This is a genomic window from Parabacteroides sp. Marseille-P3160 (assembly GCF_900162725.1).
In the GTDB taxonomy this organism is placed as follows: Bacteria; Bacteroidota; Bacteroidia; order Bacteroidales; family Tannerellaceae; genus Marseille-P3160.
Window position 1 is genome coordinate 1,405,095 of the sequence record NZ_LT799418.1, and the last position, 22,088, is coordinate 1,427,182.

Below are 22,088 nucleotides of genomic sequence, written 5' to 3' on the forward strand. Positions count from 1 at the left end.
GTAAAGGGGAGTTATCCTTACTTTATTATAAGCAAGGATAACCTTTCCTGTCAATAATAAAAATATGAATAAAAAGGTAGTGCCCTATAAATGGGAATTGATTATCATGCTTTGGTTTGCTTATTTCTTGAATCAAGGAGACCGGCAAATATTTAATGCAGTTATTCCCTTAATCAAAGAAGATCTCCATCTGACAGATGTCGAATTGGGCCTGGTCGCCTCCATCTTTACAGTTGTGTATGGCCTTTTGGTGCCGGTCGGCGGCTATTTAGGCGATTTTATGAAACGTAAATGGATTATATTCACGAGCCTTCTTGTTTTCAGTGTCGGAACTTTATTGACCGGATTCAGTACAGGACTCATTTCGTTGATTATTCTAAGGGGAATTACGACCGGCGGGGGAGAAGCCTTTTATTATCCTGCAGCAACCTCTTTGATCGGGCAATATCATCAGAAAACGAGAGCGATGGCCATGTCTATTCATCAAACATCACTTTATGTCGGAATCGTGGTAAGCGGCTTTCTGGCAGCTTATATCGGAGAGCGTTTCGGATGGCATTTCTCTTTTTTTACGTTCGGTATAGGAGGACTTCTGCTTTCTATATATTTGTTTTTCAGGATGAAGGATACACCACACGAGAAGATAGAAAAAACACAACATTCTATTGGAAAGGTCATACGGGAGATATTCAAAAAGAAAACAGTTTGGATGCTCTGTCTGGCATTTGGGGGAATGGTGTTCGTCAATATCGGGTATGTAACCTGGATGCCTACCTTCTATCATGAAAAGTTTAATTTGCCTCTATCTACAGCCAGCTTTATTTCTATGTTTTTCCATTTTTCCCTTGCTTTAGTCGGGGTTATTTTCGGTGGAAAACTATCGGATAAATTAGCGTTAAAACATAAAACGATTCGGATGAAGACGGAATTCATCGGTTTACTGTTAGGAGCTCCTTTTATTTTTATAATGGGATATACTTCTAATTTATATGTAAGCTGTTTGGCATTGGCCTTATTCGGTTTTTTCAGAGGAATCTATGATTCAAATTTGTATGCCGCTTTATTTGATGTGATTCAACCGGATTTAAGATCCTCTTCTGTAGGAATTATGACTGCTTTTGCGTTTCTTGTAGGCGCTTTTGCTCCATTAGTATTAGGCTTTGTCAAAATGGAATACGGATTATCAATCGGCATATCTTCACTTTCTTTGTTTTATGTGATCGCTGCTTTAATGGTCTTTATAGCCATCAAATTTTTCTTTGAAAAAGAATATTATAAGGAAGAATACCATACTAAATATTAAAGAAACGAATTATGAAAATGAAACTTTTATTATTGTTTGCTCTATTGTGTGTGAAAGGATATGCGCAGGAGATCCAACCGGATGCCGTGATGAGCGAAGCCTATTGGAAATTGTGGAACCCGGAAGTCCAGGCGAAAATAGACCGGGATATCGAACAAAACCGGAAAGCGGATGCGGTATGCAAACTGGGTACGGTTCCGGTCGGTACGGAAGTGAAAGTGGAACAGCTTTCCCATGACTTTATTTTTGGCGCCCATATTTTTAATTATAACCAATTGGGAACGCGCGAACGCAATGAGAAGTACAAAGAATTGTACGGTACTTTATTTAATTCAGCAACAATCTCTTTTTATTGGAAGAAATTCGAGATGCAACCCAATCGTCCCCGTCTCAGGGAGGAATATTGGGATACGGAAGCCTATTGGAATGGCGTGGAAGAACCAAAGAAAGAGCCGCATTGGCGCCGTCCTTCTTCCGACCAGGTAGTCCGTTTCTGCGAGAGTAAGGGAATTCGTCTGCATGGACATACTCTTATTTGGGGAAACCGTCGCTGGCAACATCCTGAGTGGCTATTCGAAAAATATGCTACGGAAGAAGAGAAAAATAATCTGAAGGGATTGGCTGAGTTCGCTTCTGAAAAGAAGGGTACCATCGGAGACAAGTTTACAGATGAATATAATAAAATGACTCCCCAACAGGTAGAGGCTTTATTGCCTGATTATACGAAAAAAATGAAGCAATTATTCGAAAAACGTATTGTAGAGCTGGCGGAATATTACGGAGACCGGATCGATAGTTGGGATATCGTTAATGAAAGCGCTACTGATTATTCTCTGGGGCGGATGATCCCGGGTGACGGTATTTGTAAAAGTCATTATGGCATTATGCCCGGAGATTATACCTATGAAGCGTTCAAAGTGGCGAACCGCGTTTTCCCCGGGAATATAAAGATGAACATTAATGACTATAAAAACGATCAAAGTTACGTCGATCAGGTAAAAGATTTGTTGGCGCGCGGTTGCAAGATCGATATCATGGGTTCGCAAATGCATCTGTTCGATCCGCAACAATGCCTGGATATTGCTGACGGAAAAGCGATAGAAACGCCGGAGATTGTATGGAAAAAGATATCCACAATTGCCCAAGCAGGCCTACCCATCCATTTAAGTGAAATAACTATCACGGCTCCGGGAAATGATGAAAAAGGACAAGCGATCCAAGCGATAATTACCCGCAATCTCTATCGCTTATGGTTCAGCATCAAGCCGATGATGGGTATTACCTGGTGGAATGTAGTGGATGATTGCGGCGCTCCGGGCGAGCCTTCCGTATCGGGAATCTTTTCCCGGGATATGAAACCGAAGCCTGCCTTTTTTGCTTTGGATCAATTGATCAATCATGAATGGAAAACGCAGCTTACGGCAAAAGTAGAGAAAGGGAGTGTCCTTAAATTCCGCGGATTCAGAGGCGAATACCGGGTCAGCTGGAAAGATCAAAAGGGGAAAACGCAGTATAAAGATTTTTATTTGAAAAACGACGGCGACGGCTTTAATTTATAAGAATAGAAATCGAACAAATAGTTTATCTATAAAAAATAAAAGAAATGAAGATTATTGACATGAGGGTGCGGTGTGTGGCCATACCGATGAATTGTATGTTGCGGCACAACACAGGGGTACATCCCGGTTATTTGTTACGGACAGTATTGGAACTGATTACCGACGAGGGGATTGTCGGCCTTGGGGAAGTGGGAGGCGGAGATTCCAGGGCCGCGCTCCTGAAGCTCAAGCCGCGTATTGTAGGTATGGATCCGTTCGACCTGGAAGCGATCAAGTTGAAAGTCCTCCGGAGTATTTATTATCTATCCAACTCGCGTTTGTATGGTGCTATCGAGATCGCTTGCCTGGACATTATGGGAAAAGCGTGCAATGTCCCGATGAATCAATTACTCGGGGGCAAGCTGCGGGATTCCATCCCCATGATCGCTTATCTGTTCTGGCGCTATGACCGCCCGGAGGGAGGAGATGATACTTGTGCGGAGGATATGGCGGACTTCTGTGTCCAGTTGAAAGAGCAATTGGGCGTTACCGCCATGAAATTGAAAGCCGGCGTAATGGATCCGATGGAAGAAGTCAGAGTCCTGGAGCTTTGCCGTAAAAAATTAGGCGATGACTTCGGGCTGCGTATCGATCCGAATGGAGTCTGGAGTGTGGCTACCGCTGTGAAAGCCGGGCGCCGGATGGAAGATCTGGAGCTGCAATATTACGAGGATCCTTCCTGGGGAATCGAAGGCATGAAAGCGGTTCGGGAACAAGTTCGCATTCCCCTGGCAACGAACATGTATCCGAATAAGTTCGATGATCTGGGCCCTTCCATCCATTTGCGTTCGATCGATATTATCCTTACCGACCTCCATTACTGGGAAGGGCCGAGAGGGGTGAAAGACCTGACGGCTGTCTGCCGGACGTTTAACCTGGGAGTAGCGATGCATTCCGGCGCTGAATTTGGTATTGAATTGGCGGCGATGTTGCATACTGCCTCCACGATTCCGGCCATGACGATGCCCGGCGATGCGCATTATCATTATCTGGAAGACGATATCATCCAGGGAGGAAAGATGCAGTACGTGGACGGGGCCATTAAGGTGCCGGACGGGCCCGGTCTGGGAGTCGCATTGGATGAAGAGAAGATGGCGAAATACGAACGCTATTATGAGGAACATGGCGATTATTACGCCCGTTTCCATCAGGATCCCCGCCGGCCGGATTGGTATCCTAATGTAGGAGGTATTTAGACGCTGCAAATGAGTTTGAAGATGAGGATGTGTCAAGAGGAAATCCTGCAAAAATTCATAGCTATGAATACACACATTCATAGTTATGATTGCGTTCGTTCATAGTTATGACTGCGTTCATTCATAGTTGTCAATTTTTTAAGTTGATAAGCGGTGACTTTCGACGCATCCTTATTCAAAAAACGACAGTACTGAATCGGAGAAATTAATGCACTCCTTTTTCTCTTGATTATTCCGCTGGTTTTCAATCATATGTTTTTAGATAATAGAAAGGAATTATGAAAATAAAATATCTTTTATGGATCGGCTTTCTCTTTAATACAACGCTTTATGCACAGGAGAAAGTGCTGGAATCTCCTTATTATGTATTTCCCCGTACAGAGGAACAGCATATCGATCTTTCCCCGGGTTGGCTTTTGAGCGCAAAAGACAAACCCGTTGCCGATTTAAATGAATTGAATGAAAACAACTGGTTTACGGTTGCTTATCCCACTTCCGTACAAATGGCACATTTTAAAGCCGGCAAGCTGGGTGATCCTTATAAACACCTGAATGCAAAGGAACATGAAAAACTGGAACAAAAAGTCTGGTATTATAAAAAGGAATTTAGTTTACCTGATGAAGCCAAAGGGAAAAATATTCTGTTGAATTTTGACGGGATCGATTATTTTGCCAAAATATGGTTAAATGGGAAGCTCTTAGGCACGCATCAGGGTATATTCGGTGGCCCGGTCATCGAAATTAGCAAGGAAGCTTCCTTTGGGGGAAATAATGAATTGATAGTCGAGGTAATTTCCGCCAACTATAATAACCCGAATCATGATAGCCGGAAGCCGGGAAAAATTGTAAAAGGTTGGTTTCTTACGGGTGGAAGCGCTATGGAACCTTATTTCAATTTAGGCATGTGGCGGAATATTCGTATCGAAATAGTGCCTCATTATCATCTGGAACGGCCTTTCCTTTTTACTAAGCAATTAAAAGATAATCAGGCGGATATAGGCTTTAGCGTAGAACTCTTTTCCGGGACGAATTCAAAAGACTATATTTTGCATCCCGATGGAAACCGGCAGTTAGTGGATTACAGTAATCCCAAAACAGCGCCGCTGAATAGGCCTGTAAAGGAGAAACTTAAAGTCGTTCTGGAGTTAATCGACAAAGGCCGGGCCGCTTATACTCGGGAGTTCACTCCTTATGTCATTGAAGGACGTTGCTGGTTGGAAGAAGCTTTTACCCTGGATCATCCCAAGTTGTGGAACCCGAACGGTATCGGCTCCCCCGATTATTATAAGGCAAGGGTTACCTTATATGTAGACGGAGGGAAAGCCGATTGTATCGAGTTTGATTTTGGCATTCGCAAGATAGAGCAAGTCCGGAGCGCCGGCATTCGAACCAACGACCGTTGGCAGGACTGGCAGTTTGTCGTGAACGGACAAAAGATCTTTGTCAAAGGAATCAATTGGATGCCGGTAGACGCCTTATATGACCTGACTGCGGATAAATACGACTGGGCGATCCGGATGGCAAAAGAAGCCGGCATACAAATGTTCCGGATCTGGGGAAGCGGCCTGTTGGAAAGCAAGGAGTTTTACGATGCCTGTAATAAATACGGGATCATGGTCTGGCAGGACTTTTGCATAGCTAATTTCGACACGCCCGAATGGCCTCAGGATGTTTGGGAAGCACAGGTTTGCCAGAATATTTTCCGCTTGAGAAACGAACCTTCTTTGGCGGTCTGGTGCGGCGGCAATGAGTTTAACCCCTATTCGACGGGTAATGCGGCTTCCATCGGCATCCTGGAAAGGAACTTAGCGATATTCGATCCTACAAGGCCGTTCTTGAGAACTTCTCCGGATGCCGGGTCGATGCATTTGTATCCGGACTTTGATCCGTCCTGGTATAAAACGTTTGATTTGGTTCCCTATGTAGCGGAGACGGGAATCCATAGCATTACGGATGCGAGAAATATCCGGGAGGTCGTGACTGATTCGGAGCTGAATAATCTAAGCGGCATGTATGATAAGGAATTCGCCGCTTCCCATCCGGAATTCGTGGAACATTTTGCCGAATATAATCCCGCCCGTGTTCCCCGGATGTTAAGCCGCGCTTCCCATATCGACGATATGTCCAAGCCGGATATAGAGAAAATTGCCGAGGCGACCCAAGTCGGGGCAGGAGAGTTTTACCAGGTGATGTCGGAAAGCTTCCAAGGTAATTATCCGATTACGACCGGACTGATGCCCTGGGTATATAAACGTCCCTGGCCGGTAGTGGCGGCCATCCATCTGGTGGATGGTTACGGACAACCGTCGGCAACTTATTACTTTTTGAAAAGGACGTATGAACCGACTCGCATATCTTTTGCTATAGAGCGTCTTCTATGGGCTCCGGGGGAGGAATTCCCCGTGAAAATAAAGGTGCTGAACGAAGTGAATCAGCCTTCCGTCAGTGGAAAGGTAGAAGTGCGGATATTGGATTATCGGTTCAATGAGATTTGGAAGGAACGGAAACCGCTACAAGTTTTACAGGGAACGTCTGTGACTTCTCTTGACTTAGGTAGTTTCTCTATTCCTGATTCGTATAAAGAAAAATATTTCTTTGCAGTGGCGTCTTTATATAATGATAAAGACCAACTGGTTTCACAAGCTGAATATTGGCCGAGGACCATTCGATTGATGGAAGATCCGGCATTTTATCATCAATATAGTACGGAACCGGTTGCATGGCCTGCTTTGGACAAAGGCCCATGGCTAAAACCTACAGTCGCTAAGACTAAAACATCGTTGGTACTTTCGAGTGTGAAAAAAGAGTCATTTATGAACGACAGAGGGACGATTTCTTTTACCGTCAAAAATACGGGGAAGAATCCTTCTTTCATGACAACGATGGATATAGAAGGATGTAGCCGGTCGTTTTATGCAAATGATAATTTCTTTTGGCTGGCCCCCGGAGAGTCGAAGCAGATTGATATGGAAATTCTTTTGCGGGAGAAGCAGCCTGTGAAACAGGTAAAGCTTGTTGTTAAATCATGGAATGCAAAGGCTCAGGAACAAACGATTGACTATTAAGGTAAAGAGTTATGAGTAAGGTATTATTAAACGGACTGGATTTTCCCGAAGGGCCGGCTATCGATTCCCAGGGAACTATTTGGTTGGTCGAATTGAAAGGAGGTAATCTGCTATGTTTTACCTCGGAACAAGAGATAAAGCGATATCCGGTCAATGGCGGGCCGAATGGAATTGCGATTGACCGGATGGATAATATCTGGTTCTGCGATTCAAAGAATAATTGCATTTCCCGCTTTGACCAACAAACGAAGAACATCGAAGTGGTTTGTTCGACAGTAGAAGAAGAACCGTTGAACCAACCGAACGATCTGGCTTTTGATCTGTCCGGCAATCTGCTTTTTACCTGCCCGGGTAATTCCAGGCAGGAACCGACAGGCTATGCCTGCGTTTTATCTAAAGGAATAGTGAGAAAAATCACAGAGCAGAAATTCTTCCCCAATGGTTTGGCGTTTACTCCCGATGGGAAAGAATTGGTTGTTGCCGAAACTTATCGTCATAGGATTTGGAAGGGGAAATGGGATGCTGTTTCCTGTAGATGGACAGAAGAGGCTCCTTGGGTGGAAGTCGGAGGCCCTGTCGGGCCTGACGGGATGGCTTTCGATTCGGATGGCAATTTATATGTAGCCGTATTCGGAAAACAAGCCGTCAAAGTAGTGTCTCCCGAAGGACAAATCATAGAAGAGATACCTCTGCCGGGCAAGAATCCTACCAACTGTGCATTTCTCCCGACCGGAGGATTGTTGGTTACGGAAACAGAGCGGGGAGAGTTAGTATGGATAGAGAATGGAGTGAAAGGCTGCCCTTTATTTAAATAGAAAGAAAATGGGAAATAAGTATGATTTGACAGGAAAAACGGCACTGGTAACGGGAGGCGGGCAAGGCATCGGAAGATCGATCGTGCTTGCGTTGGCTGAAGCCGGAGCTAATGTGATTATTAATTACCGGAGTAATACTCCGTTAGCCGAAGAGACGGCGGAATGGGCGGAAAAGTATGGTAACAAGGTTTGGTTATGGCCCTATGATTTGGCACGGGAGGAGGTGCGTGAAAATTACCTGGCTTTTGTAGCCGAACATCAATGTCCGGCCGATATCCTGGTGGCGAATGCCTCTTACCAGATACGGAAGTTCTGGGATGAAGTGACGAAAGAGGATTTTGCGCAGCAAATGAATGTGAATGTACGCGCTACATTGTTTCTTATACAGGGGGCGGTACCTTATATGAAAGAGAAAGGATGGGGGAGAATTCTGAACATTGGTTCCGTACAGCAAAAAAGGCCCCATCCCGAAATGTGTGTGTATGCCGCTTCGAAGATGGCTTTAACCAACTTAGTCTCAAACCTGGCTCCCCAGTTGGCTCCCTGGGGCATTACGGTAAATACGCTGGCCCCCGGCGCTATTGGCACGGGACGTAATGAAGCGGTCCTGGCTAATCCGGAATATCGGAAAGCAACCGAAAAAAAGATTCCGCTGGGTTATGTAGGCAACCCGGACGACTGCGCCCAGTTAGCCTTGCTCTTATGCTCGGAAGCCGGGCGTTATATAACGGGGGCGGACTATTACGTGGACGGTGGAATGAGCCTTTTGTTTTAATAGGGAAAAGAATAATAGAATAGGATAATAAATATAGTTATGAGTGTAGATCAATACAAAAAAGAGGTGGGTATGATGAATCTGGAACAACTGATAGAGTCCAGGGAATATATACCCGAAACGAAATTTCCCATTGCCGGAAAAGAATTATTGCAACGTTTCGAACAGCTTTATACCGGCGCGGTCAATGATGTCTTGCGCGAGTTTTGTTGCTTGAACCAGGCTTTGCCCGGATATATCCTGCCTTTGCGCGAGTATGACACTATTGCCGGTTTTGCTTTTACGGTGAAAAGCTCGCCGAATGTAATAATCCAAGGCGAGATGGAATTCCGTACCCAGATGCTGGACGAGATGGGAGAGGATGCCTTTGTATTATGGGATACCAGCCATGACGATAAAGCGACCTTATGGGGAGGAGTCATGTCTGCAACAGCAAAAGGGAAAAAGGTAAAGGCTGCTTGTATTGATGGGGGCATTCGGGATACACGACAGATTTTGGCTGCAGATTTTCCGGTCTTTTATAAATACCGGATTTCAAACGGAAGTTTGGGACGTTGTCAGATTACACATTACCAAATACCTATTCTTGTCGGTGACGTTCTGATTCGTCCGGGAGATGTGGTCTTGGGTGATATGGACGGCGTATTGGTGGTTCCCCGCGATATGGCCTATAAAGTATTGCTCCGGGCGGAGGAGATAAAAGAAAACGAGAAAACGATCTTCGGCTGGGTGAAAGAAGGACAAACAATTCAACAGATAAAAGAAAAAGGAGGATATTTTTAATCTTTAAAATCAATTATTTTTATCAATAAATAGTTTGCATTTCAAAAAAAAATAATACTTTTACGCCGAATTTGAAATGAGAGAGAAGTAAATGACACGATTTAGCTTTACATATTCTTATTTTTACTTTTACTTTAGCAGAGTGAAGGCAGGAATTTGTTTGTAAAGCGTTGATCAATGATAAAAAAGAAATCAATATAGAAACAGAGAGTCCTGCCGATAACGGTGGGACTTTTTTTTATGATAATAAAAGAAGCCAGATGAAAAGAAAAGTAGCTATTCAAGGTATTGCCGGTTCCTATCACGACATCGCCGCCCGTCATTATTATGGGCAGGATGAGGTAGAGCTTATTCCCTGCCATACCTTTCGGGAAGTCATTGCATCGATTGAAAAAGATCCTTCGGTTGTCGGATTAATGGCCATTGAGAATACGATTGCCGGTAGCTTGCTGCAAAATCACGAGTTGATTTACCGGAGCAAATGCTATGTCGTCGGGGAATACAAACAACGTATTTCACACTCTTTCGCCGTCCTTCCCGGTACGTCGATGGAGGAGATCGAAGAAGTTAATTCGCATCCGATCGCATTGATGCAATGTTCGGACTTCCTGGATACGCTGCCCAGTGTAAAAATAGTGGAGATGGACGACACCGCCTTAAGCGCCAAAATTATATCGGAGAAGAAACTGAAAGGGCACGCGGCGATTTGCAGTAGAGAGGCGGCAGAGTGTTACGGGTTGAAGGTATTAGCTGAGGGAATAGAAACCAATAAGCGAAACTTCACCCGTTTTTTGGTTCTTGCCGACCGTTGGAGGGCGGAAGAATTGCTGGACGGGGTTCGGAAAAATAAAGCCTCCCTCGTTTTCGCTCTTCCCCATACCGCCGGAAGCCTTTCCAAAACCCTTTCCATCCTTTCTTTTTATGACATGAATCTTACTAAAATACAATCCTTGCCTATTATCGGGCGGGAATGGGAATATCAGTTTTACATCAATCTGACTTTTTCCGATTACACCCGCTACAAACAGGCGTTGGATGCGATTATCCCTTTGACGAAAGACTTTAAAATATTAGGAGAATATGCAGAAGGTGAGCAAAGTATCTGAGGTTAAGCCTGCCGATCGCCTGGCCGGGGTTTCAGAGTACTATTTTTCAAGGAAACTCAAGGAGGTGGCTGAAATGAATGCCGCCGGTAAGAAGGTCATCAACCTGGGAGTCGGAAGCCCTGATTTACCCCCGTCGATGGCTGCGGTAGATGCGCTCTGTGAGGATGCGCACCGGTCGGATGCCCATGGTTACCAGCCTTATATCGGCATTCCCGAACTTCGCCAGGGCTTTGCCGACTGGTATAAGGAGTGGTTCCACGTATCGTTGGATCCGAAAACGGAAATCCAACCTCTGATCGGCTCTAAAGAGGGAATACTCCATATCTCGATGGCCTTTCTGAATCCGGGGGACGGCGTGCTGGTTCCCAATCCGGGATATCCGACTTACAGTTCCGTCAGCCGTCTGGTCGGCGCCAACCTGATTCCTTATGACTTGAAGGAGGAGAATGGGTGGATGCCCGATTTCGAGGCCTTGGAACGGATGGATTTGTCCGGGGTCAAATTGATGTGGACCAACTACCCGAATATGCCGACCGGTGCCAATGCTACGATCGAGGTGTACGAGAAACTGGTGGCTTTCGGCCGGGAACAGGGCATTGTGATCTGTAATGACAATCCGTATAGCTTTATCCTGAATGATTCTCCGATCAGTATGTTAAGCATACCCGGCGCCAAAGAGATCGGTGTCGAGCTGAATTCGATGAGTAAAGCGCATAATATGCCGGGATGGCGTATGGCGATGGTGGCTTCCAACCCACGGTTTATCCAATGGATACTGAAAGTGAAGAGCAACGTCGATTCCGGGCAGTTCCGTCCGATGCAGAAGGCGGCGGTGGAAGCCCTCAAGGCGACAAAAGAATGGTATGACGGAATCAACCGGACGTATCGCAGCCGCCGGGACTTGGCCGGCCGGATTATGCAGGCGTTGGGATGTACGTTCGATCAGGATCAGGTCGGAATGTTTCTCTGGGGAAAGATACCGGAGGATATTGTTAGCGGGGAAGACCTGGCGAACCGGGTATTATACGAGGCGAATGTGTTTATCACTCCCGGATTTATCTTCGGCAGTAACGGCGACCGTTATGTCCGTATTTCACTTTGCTGCAAAAATGAACAATTGGAAGAGGCTTTGAACAGAATAAAAACAGTAATCAAATAAAAGAAAATAAGATGGAAATGAATTTCGAATCAATTTTGTTGCCCGGAGTAGACGGCAAACGTCCGATTGTGATAGCCGGCCCTTGTAGCGCCGAGTCGGAGGAACAAGTGTTGGACAGCGCCCGCGCCTTGTCGGGCAAAGGCATAAAGATTTTCCGTGCCGGAATCTGGAAACCGCGTACCAAACCGGGTGGCTTCGAAGGCGTCGGGATGGAAGGTTTAAAATGGATGAAACGGGCTAAAGAAGAGACCGGCATGTATATAGCAACCGAAGTGGCGACGAAAGTACATGTGGAGGCGGCGCTTGAAGCCGGTATCGATTATTTCTGGATTGGCGCACGTACGGCGGTTAACCCTTTTGCCGTCCAAGAGATTGCCGATGCTTTGTCGGGAGTAGATATCCCCGTATTAATAAAGAATCCGGTCAATCCGGACCTGGAACTTTGGATCGGAGCCATCGAACGGCTTTATGGCGCCGGCATTCACCGGCTGGCTGCCATCCATCGCGGATTCAGTTCGTATGACAAGAAGATCTACCGCAATCTTCCTCTTTGGCATATCCCGATCGAATTACGCCGCCGTCTCCCCAACCTGCCGATCTTCTGCGATCCGAGTCATATCGGCGGAAAACGCGAATTGATTGCTCCTCTGTGCCAGCAGGCCATGGATCTGAATTTCGACGGACTGATCGTCGAATCCCATTGCAATCCGGACAAAGCCTGGAGCGACGCTTTCCAGCAAATTACGCCGGATGTGCTGGATTATGTACTGAACTTACTGGTGATCCGTGAGACGAACCAGACAACGGAAAACCTTTCCGAACTTCGCCGGCAGATCGACAATATAGACGAACAACTATTGGAACTCCTGGCCAAGCGGATGCGCGTTTCCCGCGAAATAGGAATTTATAAGAAAGAGCATAACATGCCCATCCTGCAGACGCCTCGGTATGGTGAGATCTTGGAGAACCGTTCGCAGATGGGGAGTTCGCTTGATCTGAGCGCCGACTTTGTCAAAGAGATATTGAAGGAGATACACGAAGAATCTGTGCGTCAGCAGATGATTATAATGAATGAACTGAAATGAAAATATTGATTTTGGGCGCCGGAAAGATGGGATCTTTCTTTACGGACTTGCTGAGTTTTGAGCATGAAGTGGCTGTTTTGGATAAAGATCCTTTGCGTATGCGGTTTATCTATCACGCCGTCCGGATGGAGACTGCCGATGAAGTGAAAGACTTTGCGCCGGACCTGGTGATCAATTGCGTCACTCTCAATTATACCATCGACGCTTTTAATGAAGTGCTTCCCTTTCTGCCACCTAACTGCATCATTTCGGATATCGCTTCGGTGAAGAACAACCTGCAGGATTTTTATAAAGCGTCCGGATTTCCTTTTGTGTCTACCCATCCGATGTTCGGCCCGACTTTTGCCAACCTGGGGAACCTTCAGAAGGAAAATACGATCATCATCTCGGAAGGGGATCATCTGGGAAAGATCTTTTTCAAGGATCTTTACGCCAAGCTTCATCTCAACATTTTCGAGTATACGTTTGAAGAGCATGACCGCGTGGTTGCTTATTCCCTGGGGATACCCTTCGCGTCGACGCTTGTCTTTGCCGCTACAATGATTCATCAGGATGCGCCGGGAACTACCTTCAAACGGCACATGAAGATTGCCAACGGCCTGCTCTCGGAAGATGATTACCTTCTGACAGAGATACTTTTCAATCCCCGGACTCCCAAACAGATCGAACGGATTCAAAACGAATTGACCCTTTTGCAGGAGATCATAAAGAAGAAAGATACGGTGGCAATGAAAGAATATCTGACCAAGGTTCGGAAGAATATTGAATGACAAAAAAAAGAGGAGCGTTTCTGAAAAGAAATTCTCCTTTTTTAATTCTGTTTTCTATCCGGAATATTTACTATTTTTACCGAAATTCATCAACTTAAAAAGAAGCGCTATGCCAACAACTAAAGAACGGTATTGGAAATATTCCCTGATCATTCTGATCTTGTTTTTCGGACTGACAATTTTTTTCGAATTATGGTCTTTCTTCAACGGTTTATTGGGAGCTTTCACAATCTACACACTGGTACGCGGGCAGATGGCTTGGTTGCAGACGAAGATGAAAGCTCCGTTGGCAGCGATTTTGATCCTCTTGGAAGTCATCTTGTGCCTTTTGGTTCCGACCTTCCTTTTCTTTTGGGCTGCGATGGGGAAGATACAGCATATCAATCTGGATTTGACTCCCATGATTCAGATGTGCCAGAGCATTATCGCGACCGTTCAGGATCGAACCGGCTATAATATCTTAAGTACGGATAATTTAACGACTATTACAGGAGTTGCGTCAAGAGCCATACAGTTTCTGATCGGACAAATCAGCGGCATCGTCATCAATTCGATCGTGCTTATCTTCCTGCTTTATTTTATGTTGATCAGTAATAGACGGATGGAAGATTACCTATACGACCTTTTACCCTTCAATGATGAAAATAAGAAGAGTGTGATGAATGAAGTTAAAATGATGGTGCGTTCGAATGCAATCGGCATCCCTTTGTTGGCCGTGATACAGGGAGGCATTGCCGTTATTGGTTATCTGATCTTTGGAGTACCGAGTCCTTTCCTTTTCGGATTTCTGACCTGCTTTGCCACCATTATCCCATTGGTCGGCACCGGCTTGGTTTGGTTTCCCATTTGCGTCTATTTCGCAATTGTCGGAAATTGGTTCGGGGCGATTGGACTGGCTGCCTATTCGCTTATCATCCTTACGAATGTAGACAATGTGATCCGGCTGGTCATTCAGAAGAGACTGGCCGATATCCACCCCCTGATTACTGTTTTCGGAGTGATCTTGGGGCTTTCGCTTTTCGGCTTCTGGGGAATTATATTCGGTCCGTTGTTTCTGTCGATGTTTTTCCTCCTGATCGGTATTTTCAAAAAAGAATACCTCGATACGCCCGGGTCCTGATGGCGGAATAGCTTTTATGGAGTCGAATGCCGCCCCTTTGCATTTAAGTTTATGATCGTTTTATAATCTGTTAAGTTCAGTGCATGGTTTATTTTGTAGACAATATCCGGATGAATATATCCGTCTTTGATAAGAGGAGAAATGAATTCTGCTTTGGTGGTAGGAATCTGATATTTGATTCCTGAATTTGGCAAGTTACCGAAAATAATATTTCCACAAATAGGATATCGTTGCCCTGCCGTTTCTCCTACTAATAAGGCGGAACTGGATTGTCGCGCGTATAAGCAGAAGTCTGCCGCTGCAGAAAAAGTCTGATTGCCCATTCGTATAAAAACATCTCCTGGGTAGTAATCCTTTTTAGAGAAAAATAGCTGTTTATGGTTTGAGAAACCATCCTTTATCATTGGGAGACCGTATGTCTTAACCCATTCGTCATCCGGGAGGCCGGAGTTACAGAATCTTTCTACTCCTTCTTTTTTGCCAGAGATGTTAACGGCGACACTCAATGTGTTCTTGATTAATCGATTGAGTAGGATTGTGCCGTTTTCTCCGTTTCCTCCGCCATTCACTGTCACATCAATAAACAGGGCTTTTATTTTCTGTTTGGTCAGTTCTTTGAAAAAGGAATCTATAAATTGAACGAAATCATTTTTCTCCTTTTCCTTAAGGAACCAACATGTATTGTAATAGAGGACAGCAATCGAGTGTTTGGGGTAGAATGTGGAAGCATAAGGCTTCATGTAGTTGGAGTCTTTTTTTACTGAAGTGGAATCATCAGAAAAAGAGGCCGGGATAGAAACCGGATATACCCTTTCCCCTTTTTTAAGCGTACATTCATAGCTATACGGTTCGGCTATAGGTTGGCGTATCATCCTGTTTAGTAATAAGTTTTTCCTTTCATTCCGGATTTCAGGCAGAAACTCCCATGAAACCATGGAATCAATGCTCAGAGCTAAAGCGGAAGCTGATTTGTTTTGAATGGACAAGATCCTATCTTCTTCCAGGATCATTTGATCGCCTTCAAATCTGACTGCCGGAAAATGGTATGAGCCAATCATCGGGGATATATGAAAACCAGTGTGTCCATCCAAGAATTTGGATGTCTTTAAAAGCTGAATCTTAAATTCATACAAGGACATAGGACTCGAGCAGGATTCTGTCATTCGGGATTCCAGAGAGACGAAAGTTGCAGAGTCATATCTTTCATAGAGGTCCGGATGGATATTCCTGATTTCACGGAAAAATAGATGTATATCTTCTTGCATTTCTTCCGGTCTTAAAATGTCCAGTTCGTCCCTGCTCTCCGTATGATTGCAACCTATACAAAAGAGCAATAGAATTAAGAGCTCTTTTTTCATTTAATTATTTTGATCTATATTGTTCTATTATTAGCGATTAATAGTCGGTCGAAAATTTTTCTCCTAAATATTTACAATTGACTTTTATCGCAAAATTTACTAAAGCAATTTTGCCGATATCTACAGATTCCGTTCCCTACTTATTTCAATGATTTTTTTATAATCGTCGATGTCTAATAACCGATCTAAGGGATAAGGGATATCAGGAAGTAAAAAGCCCTCTTTATTAGGCAAAACGGGTCCAGTCCAGTCGTATGTGGTCGGATAGTAAAAAGTAATGCCGGAAGCCGGCAATCGATCGCTTACCTGATTTCCGCAAAAAGGACTACGTTGTCCGGGTTCTTCACCCACCAACAGGCCTATACTTCCTCTTTTTGAAGTTTCGCAGAAGTCATATCCGGCTGAATATGTATTTTCACCCATAATAATAAAAATCTTTCCTTTAAATCCTGTATTCTTACTCGGGTTATTGTATCTTCGTTCGATCTTTCCTTTTTTTATCAAGGGAATAATTATATTCTTAACCCATGGATCTTTTTTCTCAAAAGCTTTTCTGGAGAGTTTCGATCCTTTTTCCTTGCCGACAGCTTTCATTGTGGTTTCATAATAATCGTCATACAATTTTAAAGCCCCCTCTTTTTTAGCAACAACATTCATGTGAACTTTGTAAGAATCCGCTCTTAAATAGTGATAGAAAGATTGGTGCGCCAGATCACTTCCTCCTTTATTTTGAGAGACATCAATGAAGAGATACTTTATTCCCTGCTGCTCGACTTGTTGAAAAAAAACTTCGGCAAAACGGTCAAATTGGTTTTTCAAAGCGTCATTCCCGGAAATATTACTATTGTTATAATACAGCAATGCAATCGAATCCTTCGGGAAATAATCATAACTTAAGTAAGACTCCGTGTATCGCTTGGCAGATAAATGGTTATAAGCACGGTTCCATGTCTGGTAATCAACAGAAGCGATAATGGAGTCTGTGTTATTTTCGCTCCCTTTCTTTCGGAGTACGAATTTAAATGGGGAAGATATCTTGTAAATATGGTGCAGTAAAGGAGATAAATATTCATTCATTTTCTTTTGTCTGTTTTTAGGGTGAGCCTCCCAACTTACCAATAAATCAAGTTCTTTGAATATCTCCGGGGCGGGGATGCCATTTATGGAACATAGGGTATCTTCATTCAACAGGATTTGATTGTCCGGGAGCCGTACCTGGGGGAAGTATTGCAGATTTTTCCCACTGTCCGAAAAGAAGGAGGGGAAATTAATCCCAGTATGCCCATCCATATACTTTTTAATTTTCATAGCGGTATAATTTAGTCTGTTTGTCTCAAAATAGTAGTCGATATCTTCCTGCATCTGTTTGACAGTCAGCGTATCATTGCTGATAGTGTGATGCTGTGGGTGTTTAAAATAATAAATAGAACGAATATATGGTTTAAGGTTCGCATAATTTTAGATTTACAAAAGCCCTTAATGTGTTTCTTTCAGATACTTTTCTGCATTGTAAACAGCCATTAACACCGTTATGGAAGGATGTTTGTTCATAATAGTCCGTTAACGATATTGCTCATAATGTGCTACGAATGTATTAAAAAGTTTTGTGATATTTTTCCTATTTCAAGCATTCCTGCCGATGGAATTTGAATAATATGATTGTCAATGTTTTTTCTGCTTATTGAAATTTTCAAGAAAGAATATCTGGATATGCCAGGTCCTGAGGGTTATCAGGCCGAATCGTTAAGAAGGCTGCACCAGGGCAATTCGTTTCGCCTTAGCTTGTAGCAGAAGAGAGCTACCTTTTTTCAAATAGGCGCATTTTGTTTTGCGTACGAAATAGAATGTGCCTATATTTGTTCTGCCGACAGAATAAAACGTGTGCTATGGATAAAAATATACTGAAAACAGTGATAGCCGACAATCAAGCGGAGGTTCCCAAATATGAGGTGATTCCGAGAGATTTTACCTTTGAAGAGTTTGGAAATTATGTTTTTGTAGGTATCAGGAGAGCTGGGAAATCTTACTTGCTTTACCAACGGATGCAGCAGTTGCTTGCCCAAGGAATCGGCTGGGATGAGATGCTTTATATTAATTTTGAGGATGAACGTTTGGGCGGTATGACCGTCGGGGATTTGAATCTGTTGTTAGAGGTTCACCTGGAGTTGTATGGAAAAAAACCTATTTTATTCCTTGATGAAATACAGAATATTGCCGGATGGGAAAAATTTGCCCGCCGGATGGCCGACACGAAACACCGGGTTTATGTCACGGGTAGTAATGCGAAAATGCTAAGTCAGGATATTCAAACGACTCTCGGAGGTCGGTATATTACTGTTGATGTCTATCCGTATGACTTCAAGGAGTTTTTGACTGCAAATAATATGAATATCACCGGGAATACTTTACTATCCACGGAAGCCAAAGCGGGGATTTTAAGAAAGTTCAACGACTATTTCTATTTTGGCGGATTACCGGAGGGTGCGAAGCTTTTGGTCAAAAGGGATTATTTGACAAGTATTTATCAGAAAATCTATCTGGGAGATATAGTCACCCGTCATGCGGTGGAAAATACGTTTGCGTTACGTGTTCTATTCAAGAAACTGGCGGAAAGTGTTAAACAACCTATGTCCTTTACCCGGATTGCCAATGTCGTATCCTCTACCGGAGCAAAAATAGGAACAAACACTGTTATTAATTATATAGAGTATGCCAAAGATGCCTGGCTTATAACTCCCGTACAAAATATAGCAAGCAAACTTGTTGATAAAGAAACAACTCCAAAATATTATTTTACCGATAACGGAATACTTAACCTTTTTCTGCTTGAAGGAAACACATCCCTGTTAGAGAATTTAGTCGCGATTCATCTGTTACGTATCTATGGCCGTAATGATGCCGTTTATTTCTATAATAAAGGGATTGAGGTTGATTTTTATATTCCTGAAATATCTACCGCTATTCAGGTATGTTACACTCTTGACAAGAGTGAAGGTACGTTTGACAGGGAAGTAAATGCCCTTCTGAAAATATCTAATGTATTGGATTGTCGCAAATTATTAATTATCACACGGGATATGGAACAGACGCTTGAGTTTGATAGCCAGGTTATTGAAGTTATCCCTGCGTGGAAATGGCTTTTGGGTACATTCGGCTAACTTGTTCATCATAGGCATCCCGATGATATACGCTACAATTTATGAAGGTAATCATAAAAGTAGAAATAGATAGCTGTATGATATTTTTATTCCTGGATCTTTGTTATTTTATAATCCCTTTTTCGAAGGTAGGACCTTAGGAAAAGGAGGCTGAAGAGAAAGGAAAAGAAAGCAATGGCGGCTCCGGCTATTCCTATATCAGCGATGTTGGCATGAGTGCTGACCAGTCCTCCGACTAAAGCTCCCGAGCCGATCCCTACATTGTAAATCCCCGAATAGATCGACATGGCAACGGCTGTGGCGTCCGGTGCCAACTGGATGACAACCAGCTGGAAAACCAGATTGAACAGAGTGATGCTTATCCCCCAGAAAAGGCATAGGGCGATGAGACTGTAAGGATGAATGGCCGAAGGATAGAGCAGAAGCAATGCAATCGTGATACAACCTATGGCTAAGACCATAAGGTTTGCTGGGTTTTTATCATTGTATTTGGAAAACAGCAAGCTGCCGCATATGCCGGCCAAACCGAATAACAATAGTATCATCGTAATGTAGTCGCTGCTTAACCCGGCAACCTGGTGCATGAATGGTTCGATATAGCTGTAGCCTGTGAAATGGGCCGTAATCGTGATGGCTGTCAAAAGATATAGCCAGAGCAACGCCGGGCGTTTGAGCAAGCCGAGCAGACTTCGGATCGAGCCCGAGTTTTTACTGGGAAGCGGCGGCAGTAAATACATAAGTAATGCCATAACTACGGTTGCGGCCATGGCAATGATCAGAAAAGTCATCCTCCAACCCGCATGCAGCCCTATCATCCGTCCTAAGGGTAGGCCTAATACCATTGCAATGGAGGTGCCTCCGGAGAGGACTCCCAATGCGATCGACTTGCTACCCCGTGGAGCGATACGAACGGCATAGGGGGAGGCTACCGACCAGAAAACGGAATGGGCGCAGGCTACTCCGATTCGTGAAATCATTAAGATACTGAAACTCGTGGCAAAATAAGACAACACATGGCTCCCGATGAAAAGGATGAATAAGATCCCTAATAATTTGCGCCCTTCCATCCGGGCACAAAGAAGCATGAGTGGTAGCGAGGCAATCGCTACCACCCATGCGTAGATGGTAATTAGTAAACCGGTTTGCGCCTCGCTTTTCTTGAAATCTGCCGCAATGTCGGTCAATAGCCCGATCGGAGCAAATTCCGTCGTATTGAAGACAAAGGCGGCGAAGGCCATGCCGATAACGGGGAGCCATTCTTTCAAAGATTTCATCTTTCTTCTTTTAGTTAAATAACTGTTTATATTTTAGTCAATGAAGCATTTTGAGCCAAAACGGCATCTTTCTTACCAAGAATTTTATCATTTAGCCCGCTAAACTCAAAAATTTCGGCGGCGAAATCTGCTCGTTTTTCTTCTCGAAATCAGTTCTTGAAAAATTTAAACAGTTACTAAGCTTTCCGTTCGGAATAGAAATGTTATTGTTCATTCGTTGCCGTTAATTATTTGCTTGCCTTGTCCAATAACGCCAGATCTTCCTTATCCAAAACCAGTCCGGGAGCGGCAAAGAGAGTCTTTAACTGACTTTTACTGGTTGCGCTGACGATGGGAGCAGCCACATGCGGTTGGGCCAATAACCAGGCCAGTGCTACGGTTGCCGGTTGGCTGCCGTGTTTCCCGGAGACTTCGTCTAAGGCTTTTAAAACATTCAATCCCTTTTCATTCAGGTATTTTCCAACTGCTTCACCACGTACGCTTTTCGCCAGATCCGCTTGCGAACGGTATTTCCCGGAAAGGAACCCGGAAGCCAGCGACCAGTAGGTGAGCACGCTTAATCCATACTTCGCTACGATTGGCGCATATTCTGCTTCGTAGTGGGTGCGTTCCACGAGATTATAATGTGGTTGGAGCGTCTGGTAAGCGGGCAATCCCGTTTTTTTTGCCAATTCGAGCGACTCAACCAGCCGGGCGGGCGAAACATTCGATGCACCGATATAACGTACCTTACCGGCCTTGATAATCTCATCATAGGCGGAAAGCGTTTCTTCCACCGGTGTGACGCCATCGTCGAAATGAGTATAATACAGGTCGATCGTATCCGTCTGCAATCGTTTCAGCGATTCGTCGATCGATTTCAAAATGTGTTTTTTGCTGCTGTCCACGCCGTGCTCGCGGTTCTGTGAACCGACCTTGGTCGCGATGATGATCCGGTCGCGATTTCCCCGGCTTTTCATCCATTTGCCGATGATCGCTTCCGACTCGCCTCCGATATTCCCATCCACCCACCAGGAATAGGTGTCGGCCGTATCGATGAAATTAAATCCGGCTTCCGTAAAAGTGTCCAATATTTCGAACGACTGTTTTTCGTCCAATGTCCATCCGAAGACATTTCCCCCGAAGTTGATGCGTGCAACTTCCAAACCTGTTTTACCTAATCGAATCTTTTTCATATCCATCCTTAATTTAAAACCTGTATGTAAAGTTCAAAATTAAAATGAAAACAAGGGTGATCTTGAATTTTTTTTATGCTTTTTTTAGTTTCCGGAATTCAATGATTTCAACCTGCCGCTTGATTCCCTCCTCATTGAAATTACGCTGAATAATCGAGTATACTTCTATGTAACCATCCAGTGCACTCAATTTTTGTTCACTCAAAGACAAAAAAAATTGAGATGAAAATAAAATGTAATCAAATAAAATAAAAATAAAATGCCCCCTTGACTATGATGTAAGTTGTTTTTTGTGGTTTTTTGTGACCTTTATTTCATACTTTTGCTCGAATTTTAAGCAAAAGTGTA

17 protein-coding genes are annotated in these 22,088 nt (G+C 44.0%); 13 read left to right on the forward strand and 4 right to left on the reverse strand.

What is annotated here, in order from left to right:
* Nucleotides 1–64: 64 nt before the first annotated feature.
* From BQ8014_RS05680 to BQ8014_RS05735, 12 genes are all read left to right on the forward strand, one after another.
* On the forward strand, nucleotides 65–1,303 hold the full coding sequence (locus tag BQ8014_RS05680; protein WP_080903525.1) for an MFS transporter: 1,239 nt from the start codon (nucleotides 65–67) through the stop codon (nucleotides 1,301–1,303).
* 11 nt (nucleotides 1,304–1,314) lie between these two features.
* The gene (locus BQ8014_RS05685) at nucleotides 1,315–2,862 is read left to right on the forward strand and encodes an endo-1,4-beta-xylanase (protein WP_080903526.1); all 1,548 of its coding nucleotides are present in this window, start codon (nucleotides 1,315–1,317) and stop codon (nucleotides 2,860–2,862) included.
* Between the two features lie 44 nt (nucleotides 2,863–2,906).
* Nucleotides 2,907–4,097: an enolase C-terminal domain-like protein gene (locus tag BQ8014_RS05690; RefSeq protein ID WP_080903527.1), complete on the forward strand. Its 1,191-nt coding sequence runs from the start codon at nucleotides 2,907–2,909 to the stop codon at nucleotides 4,095–4,097.
* Between the two features lie 278 nt (nucleotides 4,098–4,375).
* Nucleotides 4,376–7,162, forward strand: coding sequence for a glycoside hydrolase family 2 protein (locus BQ8014_RS05695; protein WP_080903528.1), 2,787 nt, complete (start codon nucleotides 4,376–4,378; stop codon nucleotides 7,160–7,162).
* Nucleotides 7,163–7,173: 11 nt separating this feature from the next.
* On the forward strand, nucleotides 7,174–7,977 hold the full coding sequence (locus tag BQ8014_RS05700; protein WP_080903529.1) for an SMP-30/gluconolactonase/LRE family protein: 804 nt from the start codon (nucleotides 7,174–7,176) through the stop codon (nucleotides 7,975–7,977).
* A gap of 7 nt (nucleotides 7,978–7,984) precedes the next feature.
* Nucleotides 7,985–8,752: an SDR family NAD(P)-dependent oxidoreductase gene (locus BQ8014_RS05705; RefSeq protein WP_080903530.1), complete on the forward strand. Its 768-nt coding sequence runs from the start codon at nucleotides 7,985–7,987 to the stop codon at nucleotides 8,750–8,752.
* A 39-nt stretch (nucleotides 8,753–8,791) separates the two neighbouring features.
* Nucleotides 8,792–9,535: an RraA family protein gene (locus BQ8014_RS05710; protein WP_080903531.1), complete on the forward strand. Its 744-nt coding sequence runs from the start codon at nucleotides 8,792–8,794 to the stop codon at nucleotides 9,533–9,535.
* Between the two features lie 260 nt (nucleotides 9,536–9,795).
* Entirely contained in the window at nucleotides 9,796–10,641 is an 846-nt protein-coding gene (locus BQ8014_RS05715) for a prephenate dehydratase (protein ID WP_080905835.1), read from the forward strand.
* Nucleotides 10,616–11,800 carry a pyridoxal phosphate-dependent aminotransferase gene (locus BQ8014_RS05720; protein WP_080903532.1) on the forward strand — a complete coding sequence of 395 codons (1,185 nt, stop codon included), beginning with the start codon at nucleotides 10,616–10,618 and terminating at the stop codon, nucleotides 11,798–11,800. The genes BQ8014_RS05715 and BQ8014_RS05720 overlap by 26 nt, the downstream gene beginning before the upstream one ends.
* 17 nt (nucleotides 11,801–11,817) lie before the next feature.
* The gene (locus BQ8014_RS05725; protein WP_369808823.1) at nucleotides 11,818–12,885 is read left to right on the forward strand and encodes a chorismate mutase; all 1,068 of its coding nucleotides are present in this window, start codon (nucleotides 11,818–11,820) and stop codon (nucleotides 12,883–12,885) included.
* A complete protein-coding gene (locus tag BQ8014_RS05730; protein ID WP_080903534.1) occupies nucleotides 12,882–13,655 on the forward strand; it encodes a prephenate dehydrogenase in 774 nt (257 codons plus the stop codon). The genes BQ8014_RS05725 and BQ8014_RS05730 overlap by 4 nt, the downstream gene beginning before the upstream one ends.
* A gap of 109 nt (nucleotides 13,656–13,764) precedes the next feature.
* A complete protein-coding gene (locus BQ8014_RS05735; protein ID WP_080905836.1) occupies nucleotides 13,765–14,775 on the forward strand; it encodes an AI-2E family transporter in 1,011 nt (336 codons plus the stop codon).
* Nucleotides 14,776–14,789: 14 nt separating this feature from the next.
* On the opposite strand, the gene BQ8014_RS05740 is transcribed toward BQ8014_RS05735, so the two are convergent.
* Both BQ8014_RS05740 and BQ8014_RS05745 read right to left on the reverse strand, forming a co-directional pair.
* Nucleotides 14,790–16,133: a S41 family peptidase gene (locus BQ8014_RS05740; protein ID WP_080903535.1), complete on the reverse strand. Its 1,344-nt coding sequence runs from the start codon at nucleotides 16,131–16,133 to the stop codon at nucleotides 14,790–14,792.
* A 120-nt stretch (nucleotides 16,134–16,253) separates the two neighbouring features.
* Complete coding sequence (locus BQ8014_RS05745; protein WP_160150038.1) at nucleotides 16,254–17,441, reverse strand: S41 family peptidase; 1,188 nt, start codon at nucleotides 17,439–17,441, stop codon at nucleotides 16,254–16,256.
* Nucleotides 17,442–18,019: 578 nt separating this feature from the next.
* Between BQ8014_RS05745 and BQ8014_RS05750 the strand changes: the two genes are divergently transcribed.
* Nucleotides 18,020–19,291: an ATP-binding protein gene (locus BQ8014_RS05750; RefSeq protein WP_080903537.1), complete on the forward strand. Its 1,272-nt coding sequence runs from the start codon at nucleotides 18,020–18,022 to the stop codon at nucleotides 19,289–19,291.
* Nucleotides 19,292–19,377: 86 nt separating this feature from the next.
* On the opposite strand, the gene BQ8014_RS05755 is transcribed toward BQ8014_RS05750, so the two are convergent.
* Together BQ8014_RS05755 and BQ8014_RS05760 are read right to left on the reverse strand one after the other, a co-directional pair.
* Nucleotides 19,378–20,565: a sugar transporter gene (locus BQ8014_RS05755; RefSeq protein ID WP_080903538.1), complete on the reverse strand. Its 1,188-nt coding sequence runs from the start codon at nucleotides 20,563–20,565 to the stop codon at nucleotides 19,378–19,380.
* Between the two features lie 227 nt (nucleotides 20,566–20,792).
* Nucleotides 20,793–21,740, reverse strand: a complete 948-nt coding sequence (locus BQ8014_RS05760) for an aldo/keto reductase (RefSeq protein ID WP_080905837.1) — start codon at nucleotides 21,738–21,740, stop codon at nucleotides 20,793–20,795.
* Between the last annotated feature and the right edge of the window lie 348 nt (nucleotides 21,741–22,088).

Excerpts from the sequence above, each read along its gene's own strand:
- BQ8014_RS05680 (WP_080903525.1), top strand. The coding sequence starts at position 65 with ATGAATAAAAAGGTAGTGCCCTATAAATGGGAATTGATTATCATGCTT.
- BQ8014_RS05685 (WP_080903526.1), top strand. The coding sequence starts at position 1,315 with ATGAAAATGAAACTTTTATTATTGTTTGCTCTATTGTGTGTGAAAGGA.
- BQ8014_RS05690 (WP_080903527.1), top strand. The coding sequence starts at position 2,907 with ATGAAGATTATTGACATGAGGGTGCGGTGTGTGGCCATACCGATGAAT.
- BQ8014_RS05695 (WP_080903528.1), top strand. The coding sequence starts at position 4,376 with ATGAAAATAAAATATCTTTTATGGATCGGCTTTCTCTTTAATACAACG.
- BQ8014_RS05700 (WP_080903529.1), top strand. The coding sequence starts at position 7,174 with ATGAGTAAGGTATTATTAAACGGACTGGATTTTCCCGAAGGGCCGGCT.
- BQ8014_RS05705 (WP_080903530.1), top strand. The coding sequence starts at position 7,985 with ATGGGAAATAAGTATGATTTGACAGGAAAAACGGCACTGGTAACGGGA.
- BQ8014_RS05710 (WP_080903531.1), top strand. The coding sequence starts at position 8,792 with ATGAGTGTAGATCAATACAAAAAAGAGGTGGGTATGATGAATCTGGAA.
- BQ8014_RS05715 (WP_080905835.1), top strand. The coding sequence starts at position 9,796 with ATGAAAAGAAAAGTAGCTATTCAAGGTATTGCCGGTTCCTATCACGAC.
- BQ8014_RS05720 (WP_080903532.1), top strand. The coding sequence starts at position 10,616 with ATGCAGAAGGTGAGCAAAGTATCTGAGGTTAAGCCTGCCGATCGCCTG.
- BQ8014_RS05725 (WP_369808823.1), top strand. The coding sequence starts at position 11,818 with ATGAATTTCGAATCAATTTTGTTGCCCGGAGTAGACGGCAAACGTCCG.
- BQ8014_RS05730 (WP_080903534.1), top strand. The coding sequence starts at position 12,882 with ATGAAAATATTGATTTTGGGCGCCGGAAAGATGGGATCTTTCTTTACG.
- BQ8014_RS05735 (WP_080905836.1), top strand. The coding sequence starts at position 13,765 with ATGCCAACAACTAAAGAACGGTATTGGAAATATTCCCTGATCATTCTG.
- BQ8014_RS05740 (WP_080903535.1), bottom strand. The coding sequence starts at position 16,133 with ATGAAAAAAGAGCTCTTAATTCTATTGCTCTTTTGTATAGGTTGCAAT.
- BQ8014_RS05745 (WP_160150038.1), bottom strand. The coding sequence starts at position 17,441 with ATGAAAATTAAAAAGTATATGGATGGGCATACTGGGATTAATTTCCCC.
- BQ8014_RS05750 (WP_080903537.1), top strand. The coding sequence starts at position 18,020 with ATGGATAAAAATATACTGAAAACAGTGATAGCCGACAATCAAGCGGAG.
- BQ8014_RS05755 (WP_080903538.1), bottom strand. The coding sequence starts at position 20,565 with ATGAAATCTTTGAAAGAATGGCTCCCCGTTATCGGCATGGCCTTCGCC.
- BQ8014_RS05760 (WP_080905837.1), bottom strand. The coding sequence starts at position 21,740 with ATGAAAAAGATTCGATTAGGTAAAACAGGTTTGGAAGTTGCACGCATC.